This window comes from Gordonia sp. LUNF6, assembly GCF_047041125.1.
Classification (GTDB): Bacteria; Actinomycetota; Actinomycetes; order Mycobacteriales; family Mycobacteriaceae; genus Gordonia; species Gordonia sihwensis.
This window is the reverse complement of sequence record NZ_CP178181.1, coordinates 3,398,417-3,413,514: the sequence shown is the minus strand read 5'-3', so window position 1 is coordinate 3,413,514 and position 15,098 is coordinate 3,398,417. Positions and strand designations below refer to the sequence as shown.

11 protein-coding genes are annotated in these 15,098 nt (G+C 67.8%); 9 read left to right on the top strand and 2 right to left on the bottom strand.

Annotation, left to right across the window (positions count from 1 at the left end; genetic code table 11):
- Nucleotides 1-13 precede the first annotated feature (13 nt).
- Nucleotides 14-724: a hypothetical protein gene (locus ACK8HH_RS15980; protein WP_045538761.1), complete on the top strand. Its 711-nt coding sequence runs from the start codon at nt 14-16 to the stop codon at nt 722-724.
- Between the two features lie 261 nt (nt 725-985).
- Complete coding sequence (gene clpB / locus ACK8HH_RS15975) at nt 986-3,538, top strand: ATP-dependent chaperone ClpB (protein WP_006896116.1); 2,553 nt, start codon at nt 986-988, stop codon at nt 3,536-3,538.
- A gap of 116 nt (nt 3,539-3,654) precedes the next feature.
- Here the strand turns inward: clpB and ACK8HH_RS15970 are convergent, their stop codons facing one another.
- Nucleotides 3,655-4,590, bottom strand: a complete 936-nt coding sequence (locus ACK8HH_RS15970; protein WP_082781257.1) for an alpha/beta fold hydrolase — start codon at nt 4,588-4,590, stop codon at nt 3,655-3,657.
- A gap of 408 nt (nt 4,591-4,998) precedes the next feature.
- Between ACK8HH_RS15970 and ACK8HH_RS15965 the strand changes: the two genes are divergently transcribed.
- A complete protein-coding gene (locus ACK8HH_RS15965; protein ID WP_006896119.1) occupies nt 4,999-6,354 on the top strand; it encodes an HNH endonuclease signature motif containing protein in 1,356 nt (451 codons plus the stop codon).
- 9 nt (nt 6,355-6,363) lie between these two features.
- Here ACK8HH_RS15965 and ACK8HH_RS15960 read toward each other — a convergent pair whose 3' ends face one another.
- Complete coding sequence (locus tag ACK8HH_RS15960; RefSeq protein ID WP_006896120.1) at nt 6,364-6,978, bottom strand: hypothetical protein; 615 nt, start codon at nt 6,976-6,978, stop codon at nt 6,364-6,366.
- A 311-nt stretch (nt 6,979-7,289) separates the two neighbouring features.
- Between ACK8HH_RS15960 and ACK8HH_RS15955 the strand changes: the two genes are divergently transcribed.
- From ACK8HH_RS15955 to ACK8HH_RS15930, 6 genes are read left to right on the top strand one after another with little or no spacing between them, the layout of a single operon-like run.
- Nucleotides 7,290-7,388 carry a potassium-transporting ATPase subunit F gene (locus ACK8HH_RS15955; protein WP_081598092.1) on the top strand — a complete coding sequence of 33 codons (99 nt, stop codon included), beginning with the start codon at nt 7,290-7,292 and terminating at the stop codon, nt 7,386-7,388.
- Between the two features lie 12 nt (nt 7,389-7,400).
- Complete coding sequence (gene kdpA, locus ACK8HH_RS15950; protein WP_062366526.1) at nt 7,401-9,089, top strand: potassium-transporting ATPase subunit KdpA; 1,689 nt, start codon at nt 7,401-7,403, stop codon at nt 9,087-9,089.
- Nucleotides 9,089-11,188, top strand: coding sequence for a potassium-transporting ATPase subunit KdpB (kdpB, locus tag ACK8HH_RS15945; protein WP_412475335.1), 2,100 nt, complete (start codon nt 9,089-9,091; stop codon nt 11,186-11,188). Before kdpA ends, kdpB begins: the two co-directional genes overlap by 1 nt.
- A gap of 4 nt (nt 11,189-11,192) precedes the next feature.
- Nucleotides 11,193-11,849, top strand: coding sequence for a potassium-transporting ATPase subunit C (locus ACK8HH_RS15940; RefSeq protein ID WP_412475334.1), 657 nt, complete (start codon nt 11,193-11,195; stop codon nt 11,847-11,849).
- Nucleotides 11,850-11,859: 10 nt separating this feature from the next.
- The gene (locus ACK8HH_RS15935) at nt 11,860-14,391 is read left to right on the top strand and encodes an ATP-binding protein (protein WP_412475333.1); all 2,532 of its coding nucleotides are present in this window, start codon (nt 11,860-11,862) and stop codon (nt 14,389-14,391) included.
- Nucleotides 14,391-15,083, top strand: a complete 693-nt coding sequence (locus ACK8HH_RS15930) for a response regulator (RefSeq protein WP_006896126.1) — start codon at nt 14,391-14,393, stop codon at nt 15,081-15,083. Before ACK8HH_RS15935 ends, ACK8HH_RS15930 begins: the two co-directional genes overlap by 1 nt.
- The last annotated feature ends 15 nt before the right edge of the window (nt 15,084-15,098 follow it).

Here is a 15,098-nt window from a genome sequence, read left to right as displayed (position 1 = left end):
GAGTGCAGGAAGAATGAGTCGGAGAACAGGTCAGTCGGGTACCGGTGTCAATTCGCCGACGGTGATCGCCGCGGCCGGTCTGGCTGCCGTGATCTCGTCCCTGATCGTCGTGGTCGGCGTGGTCGCCATGATGCTCAGCGGTGCCGCTCCCACGACTGCTGCGCAATCGCCTGCCACCGTGGTGAGTCTCGGTGACACCCAGCAGGCCCCTGCGGTCCAGGGCGGAACGCAGACCCCGGCGGCCACGGCCGACGCGTCGGCGTCGGTCGCCGAAGACGCGCCGGCGACCGACGAGCCCGGACTCGCACCCGGAGCCCCCGTCGTCGCCACCAGGCAGCAGGCGCCGACGACCGCTCAGTCGCAGGGATCCGGTCCCACTCCGCCGACGCTCGCCGAGTTCAACAGCCAGTTGACGACGCTGTCCGGCAATTCGTCGTCCGCTCAGAAGGCGAAGCTCCTCGAGGGCGGTTCCCGCGCGGTCGGTCCCATCTCGAAAGTGCTGTACCTGGTGAAGCAGTATTCGTACACCGGCTTCCGGTACCAGGTGGTGGGCCCGTTGACGCAGAACGGCACCACGGCGAACGCCCGACTGCAGATGACCCTTCCGGGGTCGGGCTCGCGCTATATCCCGCTGCGGTGGGTGTGGAAGGACAGCGCATGGAAGCTGTCCGACAAGTCGGTGTGCGACATCTCCGCGTACGCACAGATGCCGTGCAGCTTGTGACGGTGTGACGCGGCTGGAAGCGCGATGCGTGCTCCGGACGAAACGTTCGTCGAAGCGCGGCGTCGAAGACTCGTCGACGTCGGACGACAGTTGCAGGTGGGGCTACATTCGACCTGTGTCCTGTATCACTGACAACCCCTGGGGTTTAGTGGAATGGACTCAACTTTCAGATAGTTGAACTACTCGAGAGGCAAACCTGAGCCTCGTAGACTTAGGTTCGGCAGTGCCGAACCGGACAGCTCAACAGAAAGGCGAATGTCAGTGGACAGCTTCACCCCCACCACCAAGACACAGGCTGCACTGCAGGCTGCCGTCCAAGACGCGGCCGCGGCGGGCAACCCCGACGTGCGGCCGGCCCACATCCTCGTCGCACTCCTCGAGCAGACCGACGGCATCGCATCGCCGCTGCTCAAGGCGGTCGGCGTCGACCCCGTGCGGATCCGGAACGAGGCCAAGACCCTCGTCGACCGGGCTCCGACCGTGTCGAGTGCGAGCGCGCAGCCGCAGCTGAGCCGCGAGTCCATCGCGGCGATCACCGCTGCGCAGAAGCTGGCCACCGAACTCTCCGACGAGTACGTCTCGACCGAACATTTGATGGTCGGACTGGCCACCGGTGAGTCGGAGACTGCACGACTGCTGGCCGGCGCAGGCGCCACGCCGGAGGCACTGCGTGACGCGTTCGTGTCCGTCCGGGGCACAGCGCGCGTCACCAGCGAGAACCCGGAAGCGACGTACCAGTCGCTGGAGAAGTACTCCACCGACCTCACCAAGCGCGCTCGCGAAGGCGAGCTCGACCCGGTGATCGGCCGCGATTCCGAGATCCGCCGCGTGGTCCAGGTGCTCTCGCGCCGTACCAAGAACAACCCGGTGCTCATCGGCGAGCCGGGCGTCGGCAAGACCGCCATCGTGGAGGGTCTGGCCCAGCGCGTGGTGGCCGGCGATGTCCCGGAGTCGTTGCGCGGCAAGACCGTCATCTCGCTCGACCTCGGTTCGATGGTCGCGGGCGCCAAGTACCGCGGCGAGTTCGAGGAGCGGCTGAAGGCGGTCCTCGACGAGATCAAGGCGTCGGACGGACAGATCATCACGTTCATCGACGAGTTGCACACCATCGTCGGTGCCGGTGCGACCGGTGAGTCCGCGATGGACGCGGGCAACATGATCAAGCCGATGCTCGCCCGCGGTGAGCTGCGGCTGGTCGGTGCCACCACGCTCGAGGAGTACCGCAAGTACATCGAGAAGGACGCGGCCCTCGAACGCCGGTTCCAGCAGGTGTACGTCGGTGAGCCGTCGGTGGAGGACACCATCGGCATCCTTCGCGGACTCAAGGACCGGTACGAGGTGCATCACGGCGTGCGCATCACCGACTCGGCTCTGGTGGCTGCCGCGACGCTCTCCGACCGCTACATCACGTCGCGGTTCCTGCCCGACAAGGCGATCGACCTGGTCGACGAGGCCGCGTCACGGTTGCGGATGGAGATCGACTCGCGTCCGGTCGAGATCGACGAGGTGGAGCGCATCGTCCGGCGCCTGGAAGTGGAGGAGGTCGCCTTGGAGAAGGAGACCGACGCCGCGTCCAAGGAACGACTCGAGGCATTGCGCCGCGAGCTGGCCGATCACCGCGAGAAGCTCAACGAGCTGTCGGCCCGTTGGCAGTCGGAAAAGACCGCCATCGACGCCGTCCGCGATGTGAAGGAGGAACTGGAGCGTCTGCGCGGCGAGGCCGAGCGGGCCGAGCGCGACGGTGATCTCGGGAGGGCCGCCGAGCTCCGGTACGGCCGGATCCCCGGCCTCGAGAAGGAGTTGGAGGCCGCGATCGAGAAGAGCGGCACCGATCCCGACGAGGACGTGATGCTGCAGGAGGAAGTCGGTCCCGACCAGGTCGCCGAGGTGGTCTCGGCGTGGACGGGCGTGCCCGCGGGCAAGATGCTCGAGGGTGAGACGGCCAAGCTGCTGCGCATGGAGGACGAGCTGGGCAAGCGAGTCATCGGTCAGCTCGAGGCGGTCAAGGCCGTCTCCGACGCGGTCCGACGCGCTCGCGCGGGCGTCGCCGATCCCAACCGTCCGCTGGGCTCGTTCCTGTTCCTCGGTCCCACCGGAACCGGCAAGACCGAGCTGGCGAAGGCCCTGGCCGAGTTCATGTTCGACGACGAACGAGCGATCGTCCGGATCGACATGAGCGAGTACGGCGAGAAGCACAGCGTCGCGCGGCTCGTCGGTGCGCCTCCCGGGTACGTGGGGTACGAAGCCGGTGGCCAGCTGACCGAGGCGGTGCGTCGTCGTCCGTACTCGGTGGTCCTGTTCGACGAGGTCGAGAAGGCTCACCCGGACGTCTTCGACGTGCTGCTGCAGGTGCTCGACGAGGGGCGGTTGACCGACGGTCAGGGACGCACGGTGGACTTCCGCAACACCATCCTCATCCTGACGTCCAACCTGGGCGCCGGCGGTGACAAGGATCAGGTGATGGCGGCCGTCCGCGCGGCGTTCAAGCCGGAGTTCATCAACAGGCTCGACGATGTGGTCATCTTCGACTCTCTCTCGCCCGAGCAGTTGGTCCGGATCGTCGACATCCAGCTCGACAACCTGGCCAAGCGTCTGCACCAGCGTCGTCTCGAACTGGAGGTGACGCCGAAGGCCAAGGAATGGCTGGCCGAACGCGGATTCGATCCGCTCTACGGTGCGCGTCCGCTGCGTCGCCTGGTGCAGCAGGCCATCGGCGACCAGCTCGCGAAGGCGTTGCTGGCCGGCAGGGTACGCGACGGCGACACCGTCCCGGTGGACGTCAGCGGCGACGGTGAGACCCTCGTGGTCGGCTGAGCCGAGCCTCGTTGAATCTCATCGGTTGAGTTCCGCCGGTTGAGCGGTACCGATGGAATCGCACAGAGGTCCCGCACTCGGGTTTCGAGTGCGGGACCTCCGTCGTGTGGGATGGATCAGAGGTTCGCGGCCAGGAAGGGAATGACCTTCTCCAATGCCGCACCCGCACCCCGCGGCTGGTCGTACAGGTCGTAGTGCGAGACGCCGGGGAGCACCACCAGTTCCTTGACCTCGGACGCCGCGCGGCGGTTGATCTCGAATCCGTCGCGGTAGGCGCCGAATGCTCCGGGCTTGTCGCCGACGACGACCATGATCGGCTGGGTCAGCAGCGTCTCGGCGAAGGCGAAGGCGTCCCACACCATGGCTGACGCGCCGTGTGCGACGTCGAAGATCGCCTTGCCGTTCGCGGACTGTCCGCGCGGGGTGCAGTAGTAGTCGTAGGCCTCGACGACGTCGATGTCGCCGATCTGCTGCGCGGCCTCGGCCGATGGCGGCAGAGCAGCACTGATCGCGCCCTCGGCTCCCGCGGCCTCGGCGGTGCGCTGCTCGGCGATCTGCTTGAGCGCGGCCACCGGGCCGCCGGCTGCCGCCGCGTTCTCGCGGACCATGCGACCGTAGTTCACGCCGGTGATCGAGACGACTGTCTTGATCCGCTTCTCACTCTGCGCCGAAGCGAGCACGTATCCGCCGCCGCCGCACACACCCAGCGCGCCGATTCGGTCGGTGTCGACGTAGGGGAGCGTCGTGAGGTAGTCGACCACCCGGCGGAAGTCCTCCACACGCTGGGTCGGATCCTCGATCAGCCGTGGGGTGCCGCCGCTCTCACCCTGAAAACTGGCGTCGAAGGCGATGACCACGTAGCCCTCGTCGGCCAGGCGCGTGGCGTAGATGTTGCCCGCTGTCTGCTCCTTGCAGCTGCCGATCGGATGCGCGCTGATGACGGTCGGGTACTTCTTGGATTCGTCGAACGACGGCGGAAAGTAGAGGTCCGCCGCGATCTCCCAGAACATGTCCGGGTTCTGGAACTTGATGTGCTTGATGTCGTTGGACACGTGCTCGCCTCTCTGTCGATTCTCGGCCGATCATGTGATGGGTATGTCTCTGTCGGCCGCTGCATCCAGTCTTCCCACTTCTGTTGACGTGGCCCAGGCCCGGTAGTTGCCTAGGAATAATCCTTCCTGGGTACGAGTCCGTGGATGAGACCCCCACCCGACGAGTCGAACACTTGTACTATCTAGAAGTCGAATGTAGCATAGATCACAGATCGAGCGTGAAGGTCTCTTCGGGACGCTTCGAGTTCTTTGAGAATCGAAAGTGCAGATGGGGTCGGTGCCGGTCCGGATTCGTCGGACCGGCACCCGGCTCGGGGGTGACTGTTGAGCGACCCTGGCGTGCTTGTTGCGTGATGCAGTGCGTTGCGACTCGATCGCGACGAGGGAGGCCGTGCGAAAGGGGGAATCATGAATCTGACTGAAGCTGTGAAGGAGTTCGCCGATCGTCTGTCGGACGAGTTGTCTCCGGCAATGGGAGGCGAGCCGGGAGGTTCGCTCGCGCGACTGATCGACTCGGTGGCTCGCGCCGGCGTCGACGACCGCGAACTCCTCGTGTTGATGGCGGAGTTGACCCGCCTGCTGAATCTGACGACGACGGCGTTGGCTGGAGTGTCGGAGGCTGCCGCGCGATCGGGGCTTCCGACTCGCAAGCGAGTGAGATCGGTCGTCGACCTGTTGAAAGGACTCGGTCACTCGCCGGCGGCGGCACATCGTCTCGCTCGGGTGGGTGGCGTCGCGGCGACGCTCCCGTCGTTGTCGCGGCAGGCGCGCGCAGGCGGGGTCTCAGTGGAACACGTCGATGCCGTCGGACGCGGGATCGCTTTCGTGGAGAAGCGGATCCCGCTCGACTCCGCGGCGCGTGAGGATCTGGCTCGGCGGCTGACGGTGCAGGAGACTCCGGCGGATGTGGCTCGCCGAGCGCGGGAACTCGCGCTCGAATGGGCTCCGGAACTCGATGAATCCGATCCGGACTCGGTGCCGGTCGCGGAGAACTCGGAGCTCAATGAGATGAGTCTGGCAGTCGGGGCCGACGGTCGGATCTCGGCGACGCTCGACGTGGATGTGCTCACCGGAGAGGAACTCAGCGCGGCGCTGGATCGGTTGTGCCGACCGGTGCCGCTGCCGGACGGCTCACCCGATCCGCGCGCGGTGGGACGGCGGCGTGCAGATGCGTTCGGGCAGATAGTCCGCTCCTTCCTCAGCGGACGCGATCGCCCGTCGAGCGGCGGCGTCCTTCCGCACGTCACTCTGGTCGTGCCGAGTCGCACGGAGGAACGTGTGAGTGGCAGGCGGTCGGAGGCGGAGCAGAGGGTCTCGTCGCTCGGCTACACCGGGCCGGTGTCGTCGGCGACGGTGGGTCTGGTTCTCTGCGATGCGGCGGTGCGGCGCATCGTGGTCGACGGCGAGTCGGTGCCGCTGGACGTCGGCCGTGAACAGCGGCTGGTCACGGCGGGCATCAGAAGGGCACTCGAAGTGCGAGATCGAGGGTGCGCATTCCCAGGGTGCGGCCGGCCCGTCGGATGGACCGATGCGCATCACTGCATTCCGTGGTCGCAGGGTGGAGAGACATCGCTCGACAACAGCGTTCTGCTGTGCCGGATGCACCACACGCTGATTCATCAATCGGGGTGGGAGGTGTTCATCGGCCACGATCGGTATCCCTGGTTCCGTGAGCCTGCGGACACCGACCAGCCGCACCGGCCGCGAAGGGAGTTGCGGTCGAACGCGCGCAGGACGCTCACGTCGGCGCCGGCAGCCGCGTGACTGCGGCGGCTACCGCGGGCAGAAGGTCGTGGCGATCTTCATGACGGTCTCCAGCGGTGCGCCGCGGAGGCCGAGATCCCACGACACACCCTTGACGATCTGCAAGCACTGCGCGTAGTTCGAGTTCACCGAGTTGTCGACCTTCACGACGACCTTGTTGGTCCCGCCGAGGAGGTTGGTGGTGATCTGCTCGCCGGTCTCGGCGGCGTCGGACTTCGCTTCTCCGGACTTCGCGTCTCCCGGCTCGTCCGACGGCTCGGTCGCCTTGGTTCCGACGCAGGTGCCGGAGACGGTGTAGTCGGTCTTGTTGAACATTCCTGCGAAGTTCGCGATGCCGGTGTGCTGGTTCAGTGCGTTGAGCTTCACGGTGCGGGTCAACGTCTTGGTGCCGGTCTTGGCGTCCCTCCGGGTGGCGGTGACGGTGCACTGGTCCGCGTCCTTGCGGTTGATCACCATCACGTTGATCTCGTTGGTCCCGGAGGTGATCGAGACGGCTCCGGATGCCGGCTGCTGGTACCCGCCGACGACGCCGGCTGCGGCGTCGCCCGGGGCGAATGCGACCCCGACGGTCGCGGCGAGAGCGGCGGTCGCGCCGACGGTGGCCAACTGGATGCTGCGCTTCACGTGAAACTCCTGAGGGTGAGCTGGACCATGCAACTACACCGGAGACGGCGGTCCGCGCGCAAATCGCCGAGCGTGGGGGCATGCGGTGTGAACGGAGCCGTCAAGATCCTCGGCGCCGCCGTATAGATCGCGTTAAGGCATCTGGCGCAGCGCATCTCGTGCGACGAGCGTGAGGTCCGAGCCCGCCGGACCGGCGGGCCGTCGGATTGAGGAGGCCGGGAGATGGCTGACGTCGTAATGGTCTGCATCGCCGTGCTCGCGATAGCCGCGTGCGCTGGACTGCTGTTCGCACTGGAGCGGGGGACCGGGCGATGACCGGGGCTGGCACGGTGTCGGTGGTGCTGTTGATCGCCGCAATCGGCGTCGTCGGATATCTGGTGGCAGCGCTGCTGTACCCGGACAAGTTCTAGAGAGTCGGGGCATTGACTGATCTTTCGGCCGGCATTCTGCAGCTGGCAGCTGTTCTCGTCGTGCTCGCGGTGGTGTATGTGCCGCTGGGCGACTACATGGCGCGGGTGTACGAGTCCGTGAAGGACTCTCCGCCGGAGCGTCTGCTCTACCGGGTGATCGGCGTCGATCCGCGGGCGAATCAGACCTGGCGCGGCTACGCGCTGTCGGTCCTCGGATTCTCCGGTGTCTCGATTCTGGTGCTGTACGCGCTGCAGCGTCTGCAGGGGCATCTCCCGTGGTCGGACGGAAAGCCCGGCATGTCTCCGGCGGTCGCCTTCAACACCGCGATCTCGTTCGTCGCCAACACCAACTGGCAGTCGTACGAGCCCGAGACCGTCATCAGCAACCTGTCGCAGATGCTCGGCCTGGCGGTTGCGAACTTCCTGTCTGCGGCGGTCGGCATGGCCGTGGCGATCGCGCTGATCCGGGGCATCGTCAGCCGCCGGGGCAACGGAGTGCTCGGCAACTTCTGGGTCGATCTCGTGCGGGGCACCGTCCGGATTCTGCTGCCGCTGGCGCTGCTCGTGGCGACGATCCTGGTCTTCCAAGGGGCGGTCCAGTCGTGGCACACGGCAGCGGAATTCACCACTGTGGACGGGACCGCGGGACGGGTCCCATTGGGTCCCTTCGCGTCCCAAGAGGCGATCAAGCTTCTCGGCACCAACGGCGGTGGAACGTACGGGGCCAACTCGGCGCACCCCTTCTCCAACCCGACGCCACTGACCAACGTGGTCCAGGTGCTGGCGATCCTGATCATTCCGGTCTGTCTCACCCGCACTTACGGCACGCTGGTGCGCGATCGCCGACAGGGGCTCACGCTGCTGGGCGTGATGGCCGTCATCTGGGGCGCGATGCTGGCGCTGGTCTGGACCTTCGAGTCGCGGACCGACGGGATCGCGTCGCAGGCCGCGGGCGCCATGCTGGAGGGCAAGGAGTATCGGTTCGGGATTCCGGGCTCCGCTCTCTTCGCGGTGTCGACCACGGGCACGTCGACGGGTGCGGTGAACGCCGCTCACGACAGCTTCGCCGCAGCATCGGGCGGAGGGCTGCTCTGGAACATGCTGTTGGGCGAGGTCGCCCCCGGAGGCGTCGGCTCGGGCCTCTACGGACTCCTGGTGCTCGCGATCATCACGGTCTTCGTCGGCGGCCTGCTGGTGGGTCGGTCGCCGGAGTTCGCGGGCAAGCGGATCGGTCAGAAGGAGATCACCGTCGCCGCGCTCTACGTACTGGTGATGCCGGCGCTGGTGCTCGCGGGGTCCGCGGTGACTGTTCTTCTCGGATCCACACCGGAGGCTCTCGGCAACGACGGTGCCCGCGGCAGTGACAGTGCGATCCACGGGTTCAGCGAGATCATGTACGCATACGCGTCGGCGGCGAACAACAACGGCAGCGCGTTCGGCGGACTCGCCGCCACCAACGACTGGTTCCAGATCTCGTTGGGGCTGGCCATGCTGTTCGGCCGGCTGGTGCCGATCGTCCTGGTGCTCGCATTGGCCGGACTGCTGGCCAGGCAGAAGCCCAAACAGAACGAGACATCGGTCTCGCTGCTGCCCACCAGCGGAATCCTTTACGGCTCACTTCTTCTCGGCACCACGCTGCTGGTCGCCGGACTGACCTTCTTCCCGGCGATGGCGCTGGGACCGATCGCGGAGGCACTGTGATGACTGCGACGCAGACGAGCGACGAGAGTGCGAACGACACGAGCATGGCGGGGAGCGGTGCATTCGACGTGAGGCAGCTCGTGTCGTCGCTGCCCCAGGCGCTGCGCAAGCTCAATCCGCGCGATCAGGCTCGCAACCCGGTGATGTTCGTGGTGTACCTCGGTGCGGCGATCACCACCGTGCTGGCCATCGTCTACCCATCGGTGTTCGCGTGGACGGTGGTGGTGTGGCTGTGGTTCACGGTGATCTTCGCGGGTCTGGCCGAGGCGGTCGCCGAGGGGCGCGGCCGAGCGCAGGCCGACAGCCTGCGGAAGGTGAAGCGCGACACCGTCGCCCGGGTTCTCGGCGACGACGGCGCCATCAGCCGGATCCCCGGGGCGGAGCTGAAGCCGGGAATGCGGATCGTGGTCGAGGCGGGCGAGACCATCGCCGGGGACGGCGACGTGGTGGAAGGCATCGCAACGGTCGACGAGTCGGCCATCACCGGGGAGTCCGCGCCGGTGGTGCGGGAGTCAGGCGGCGACCGGTCGGCGGTCACCGGGGGCACCGTCGTGCTGTCGGACCGCATCGTCGTGCAGATCACGGCCGAGCCGGGCAGCACCTTCGTCGACAGAATGATCGCGCTCGTCGAAGGTACGTCGCGCAAGAAGACTCCCAACGAGATCGCGCTCGACATCCTGCTGACGGCGCTGACCATCATCTTCCTGCTCGCGGTGGTCGCGATCGGTCCGATGCAGAGCTATGCGGGACAAGCCGCCGACCCGGTGAAGCTGATCGCACTCCTGGTGTGCCTGATTCCGACGACGATCGGGGCGTTGCTCTCGTCCATCGGCATCGCAGGCATGGACCGGCTGGTGCAGCGCAATGTCTTGGCCATGTCGGGGCGCGCCGTGGAGGCGGCGGGCGACATCGACACCCTGCTGATGGACAAGACCGGCACCATCACCTACGGCAATCGCCGGGCCACAGAGTTCCATCCGGCAGACGGAGTGGAACTCGTGGAGCTGGCGGGCGTCGCGTACCGGTGCAGCCTGGCCGACGACACCCCGGAGGGCCGCAGCATCATCGACTTGGCGATCGAACGCTACGAGGTGACCCCGCTCGACGAGGTCTCGCTTGCCGCGGCGAGATCGGGCGCCGATCCGGGTATCACCGTGGTGCCGTTCACGGCTCAGACGCGGATGAGCGGCGTCGACGTGGACGAGAACGGGCGGCTCAGCGAATACCGCAAGGGTGCCGCAGACGCGGTGGAGAAGTGGGTCGGCGAGCTCCCGGCGCAGGTGCGCGCCGACGTCGACACCATCGCCACCCGCGGCGGAACGCCGCTGGTGGTCGGCATCCGGCGAGGGCTGCGGTCGCATGTGCTCGGTGTCATCGAACTGTCGGACGTGGTGAAGCCGGGGATGACCGAGCGCTTCTCGCAGTTGCGCGCCATGGGTATTCGCACCGTGATGGTGACCGGCGACAACCCGCTAACCGCCAAGGCCATCGCCGACCAGGCCGGCGTCGACGACTTCATCGCCCAGGCCACTCCCGAGGACAAGCTCGACCTGATCAGAAAGGAGCAGTCGGGAGGCCGACTGGTCGCGATGACGGGTGACGGCACCAACGACGCTCCCGCGCTGGCTCAGGCCGACGTGGGGCTGGCGATGAACACCGGAACCATGGCGGCCAAGGAGGCCGGCAACATGGTCGACCTCGACTCCGATCCCACCAAGCTGATCGAGGTGGTGGCGATCGGAAAACAACTGCTGATCACCCGCGGCGCCCTGACCACGTTCTCGCTGGCCAACGATCTCGCGAAGTACTTCGCGATCCTGCCCGCATTGTTCAGCACGGTGTACCCGCAGCTCGACGCGCTCAACATCATGCGGTTGCATTCGGCGCAGTCGGCGATCGTCTCCGCGGTCGTCTTCAATGCGCTGATCATCGTCGCGCTGATTCCGTTGTCGCTGAAGGGCGTGCGCTATCGGGCGACGAGCGCGGCCAATCTGCTGCGCCGCAACCTGCTGCTCTACGGGCTCGGCGGCGTGGTGACGCCGTTCATCGGCATCTGGCTGATCGATCTGCTCGTCCGGCTGCTGCCGGGGATGGGATGAGGACATGAAGAACGTCTTGCTCGGCCTGATCCGGCAGAGCGGTGTGGCACTGCTCGCTCTGGTCGCGTTGACCGTCGTCGTGGGCGGCCTGTATCCCGTTGCGGTCTGGGGCATCTCGCGGTTCCACACGACTGCTGCCGAAGGGTCGTTCCAGTCCGACGTGCACGGTTGCCGATCCTCCGACCTGCTCGGCGTCGACCAGCGGCCCGCGCCCGGACAGCCCGACCCGTTCCTGCACAACCGGGTCGCCGGCGGCGTCGACGACCCGATGGCGCCGGGCGATCCGGCGGCGTCGGGGGCGAGCAACCTCGGCCCGAACAGCCCCGAACTGGTCCAGATCATCGACGCCCGCCGCGCGGCGATCGCCGCGCGCGAGGGCGTGAAGCCGGCACAGGTGCCCGCCGACGCCGTCACCGCCTCGGGCTCGGGACTCGACCCCGACATCAGCGTGGAGTACGCCGCTCTGCAGGTGCCGCGGATCGCCCGGGCGTCGGGTCTGGCGCCGCAGGAGGTCCGCGAGATCATCGCCGACCACACCCGGGGCCGCCAGCTGGGTTTCCTCGGGCAGGAGCGGGTCAACGTCCAACAGGTGAACCGCGACCTGCAGAGCGCGCGCGAGACACGGGCCGGGACAGAGCCGCATGGCACCGCCTGCCGATAGCATCGGCGACATGCCATCAGCTGAGGAACCACGGGGCCAGCTCGAGGTATTCCTCGGCTGTGCCCCGGGCGTCGGCAAGACGTACGAGATGCTGGCGCGGGCTCGCACACTCGCCGACGAGGGCGTCGACGTGGTGGTCGGGGTGGTCGAAACCCACGGGCGAGCGGCGACGGCGGCACTGCTGGACGGGCTGGAAGTGATCGATCGCGTGCCCGTCGAGTATCGCGGAACCGTGCTGCTCGAAATGGATCTCGACGCGGTGCTCGCGCGTGAGCCGGAACTGGTGCTGGTCGACGAACTCGCGCATTCCAATGCGCCGGGCATGCGCCACGAGAAGCGGTGGCAGGACATCGAGGAACTCCGGGACGCGGGAATAGACGTGCTGTCCACCGTCAACATCCAGCATTTCGAAAGCCTCAACGACGTCGTCGCCCGCATCACCGGCGTCACCCAGCGCGAGACGGTGCCCGACGCGGTGGTCCGCGGCGCCGACCAGATCGAGCTCGTCGACATCGAGCCGCGTGCACTGCGGCAGCGACTCGCCCAGGGCAAGGTGTACGACGCCGGGCGGATCGACGGCGCCCTCGCCAACTTCTTCCGGCAGGGCAATCTGACGGCGCTTCGCGAGCTGGCTCTGCTGTGGCTCGCCGATCGCGTCGACGACAAGCTCGCCGCCTACCGTGCGGCCAACGCCATCACCGAGACCTGGGAGGCGCGCGAACGGGTGGTGGTGGCGGTCACCGGCGGACCGGAATCGGCCGGGCTGATCCGCCGGGCCGGGCGGATCGCGTCGCGGTCGAGCGCCGAGTTGCTGGTGGTGCACGTGGTGCGCGGCGACGGTCTGACGAATCGGGGAGCCGCCGACGTCGGCGGCCTGCGGCAGGTGGCGGCGGGCATCGGCGCGCGCCTGTATTCGGTGGTCGGTGACGACGTCCCGGAGACGCTCCTGGAGTTCGCGCGCGCGATGAACGCGACGCAGTTGGTCCTCGGCACGTCGAGGCGGTCGCGGTGGCGGCGGCTGTTCGACGAGGGCGTCGGCGCGGCCGTGGTGCGTGACAGCGGGCGCATCGACGTCCACATGGTGACGCACGAGAAGGCTGCGGTGCGGAATCGTCTCGACATCCGCGACACGCGATTCCACCGGCCCGGCAGCTGGATTCTCGCGGTGCTCGCGCCGCTCGCACTCACCGGGGTGCTCGCGCTGACGAACGAATACCTTGGCTTCACCAGTCAGAGCGCACTGTTCTTCGTGGTGATCCTCGCGGTCGCGCTGCTCGGCGGAGTGGTGCCCGCGGCGCTGTCGGCGGTGATGTCGGGCCTGCTGCTGAACTACTTCTTCGCCGCGCCCACCTTCACGTTCACCATCGCCGAACCGGACAACATCATCACCCTCGCGGTGATGCTAATCATCGCGGTCGCGATTGCGGCACTGGTGGATTCGGCGACGGTCCGACGCAGGCAGGCACAGCGCGCAGGTCGTGACGCCGAGCTGCTGGCGCTCTTCTCCAGCGCGGTCCTCGACGGGGCGGGGGTCTCCGGGCTGCTGCAGCGGGTCCGCGAGACGTACCAGCAGACCGCGGTCGCGGTCGCGCGGAAGGACGACCGCACCGAGACGGTCGCGCATTCGGTGGGGGAGAACCCGCCGCTGACCGCGGCTGAAGCCGACACCGTCTGTCCGGCCGCCGGCGGCGAGTACCAGCTGCTGCTGCGCGGACCCGAAGTGGGAGCCGCCGACCAGCGGGTACTCGCGGCCGTCGCCAGCCAGGTGGCCGCGGCGGTCGAGCGGGACCGGCTCGAGGCCGAGGCCGCGGAGGCTGACGAGTTGGCGCGCACCGATGAGCTGCGGCGCGCGCTGCTGGCCGCGGTGAGCCACGATCTGCGGACGCCGCTCGCGGCGGCGAAGGCGGCGGCGTCGAGTCTGCGCAGCCCGGAGGTGGTGTTCAGCGAGGAGGACACCGCCGAACTGCTCGCGACGATCGAGGAGTCCGTCGATCAGCTGGCCTCGCTGGTGGGCAACCTGCTCGACTCGTCGCGGCTGGCCGCGGGAGTGGTCCGTCCCCGGCGCACCCGCACCTACTTGCCGGAGGTGATCCACCGCGCGGGCGCCGCCGTGTCGCGTCGGGCGCCGGGGACTCCGGAGATCACGGTCGACATCGGATGCGACTGGGCGGTCACCGACGCCGGACTCCTGGAGCGGGCGCTGGCCAATCTGATCGACAACGCGCTGCGCCACGGCGGCGACGCGATCGAGATCCGCACCGAGTCGGTGCCGGCCGACGACTCCGACGAGCGCCGGTGCCGAATCCGGGTGATCGATCACGGTCCCGGTATCCCGGCGGAGGAGCGGTCGCGCGTCTTCACTCCGTTCCACCAGTACGGCGACCAGAACCGGCAGACGTCGGGTGTCGGGCTCGGATTGTCGGTGGCGAGCGGGTTCGTGTCGGCGGTCGGAGGAACGCTGGCGGTGGCGCAGACTCCCGGCGGCGGGACGACGATGGTCGTGGAACTACCCGCGGAGCACGACCCGGAGGGAGGCGCGTGATGGCCGAACACGGGCACGTCCTCGTGGTGGACGACGAGCCGCAGTTGCTTCGAGCCTTGCGAATCAACTTGCGCGCCAGGGGCTTCGACGTGACCACGGCGGCTACCGGCGCACAGGCGCTGGAGGCGGCGAGCAAGCGGACCCCCGACGTGGTGGTCCTCGACCTCGGGCTGCCCGACATGGATGGGTTCACCGTCCTCGCCGGCCTGCGCGGGTGGACGTCGGTGCCGGTGATCGTGCTGTCGGCGCGCACCGACGCCGCCGACAAGGTGCAGGCTCTGGACGCGGGTGCGGACGACTACGTGACCAAACCCTTCGGCATGGAGGAGTTCCTCGCCCGTCTGCGCGCGGCGATCAGGCGGGGCAGCGTCGCCGGAGCACCGGCCGAGAGCCCGGTGGTGCGTGCCGGCGCGCTGGAAGTCGATCTCATGGGCAAGCGGGTCCTGCGCGACGGTGAGCCCGTGCGGCTCACACCCACCGAATGGGGTGTGCTCGAACTGCTCGTGCGCAGCGAACCGAATCTGGTGAGCCAGCGGGAGATCCTCACCACCGTGTGGGGGCCCACATACGTGAACCAGACCAACTATCTCCGCGTCTACCTGGCTGCGCTGCGGCGCAAGCTGGAGGCCGATCCGTCGCATCCGCAGCACCTCATCACCGAAGCGGGAATGGGGTATCGCTTCGTCCGGTGACGGCCGGAGATCGGC

Bases quoted from the DNA above. Each gene is read 5' to 3' on its own strand.
- ACK8HH_RS15980 (WP_045538761.1), top strand. From the start codon at position 14: ATGAGTCGGAGAACAGGTCAGTCGGGTACCGGTGTCAATTCGCCGACG.
- ACK8HH_RS15965 (WP_006896119.1), top strand. From the start codon at position 4,999: ATGAATCTGACTGAAGCTGTGAAGGAGTTCGCCGATCGTCTGTCGGAC.
- ACK8HH_RS15955 (WP_081598092.1), top strand. From the start codon at position 7,290: ATGACCGGGGCTGGCACGGTGTCGGTGGTGCTGTTGATCGCCGCAATC.
- kdpB (WP_412475335.1), top strand. From the start codon at position 9,089: ATGACTGCGACGCAGACGAGCGACGAGAGTGCGAACGACACGAGCATG.
- ACK8HH_RS15940 (WP_412475334.1), top strand. From the start codon at position 11,193: ATGAAGAACGTCTTGCTCGGCCTGATCCGGCAGAGCGGTGTGGCACTG.
- ACK8HH_RS15935 (WP_412475333.1), top strand. From the start codon at position 11,860: ATGCCATCAGCTGAGGAACCACGGGGCCAGCTCGAGGTATTCCTCGGC.
- ACK8HH_RS15930 (WP_006896126.1), top strand. From the start codon at position 14,391: ATGGCCGAACACGGGCACGTCCTCGTGGTGGACGACGAGCCGCAGTTG.